The 260-nt window shown below is 24.2% G+C and carries 1 pseudogene; it reads left to right on the forward strand.

Annotation, left to right across the window (positions count from 1 at the left end):
- Positions 1-3: 3 nt before the first annotated feature.
- Positions 4-260, forward strand: a pseudogene (locus tag Q4528_RS14455) (hypothetical protein); the annotation flags it as partial.

Below are 260 nucleotides of genomic sequence, written 5' to 3' on the forward strand. Positions count from 1 at the left end.
AATATGGATTTCTTGATTGACCTATACAAGAATTTTTACGAAGTAGGGATTTTTGCAGTAATATATATTATATATGAGCTTATTCAAATTCTAAGTCAAAATATTTTATATAAAAGACAAAAGATGGAAAGAGTAAAAACACTGATACTCAATATAATTTTATACATATTTATAACACTAGTAGCCTTAATGTACTTGTTAGCAATGATTTTTTATTCACTCAGTGCATATCCTAAAGAAGAAGTGATTAAATATATAAC

It is taken from the genome of Staphylococcus pasteuri (assembly GCF_030547725.1).
Taxonomy (GTDB): Bacteria; Bacillota; Bacilli; order Staphylococcales; family Staphylococcaceae; genus Staphylococcus; species Staphylococcus pasteuri.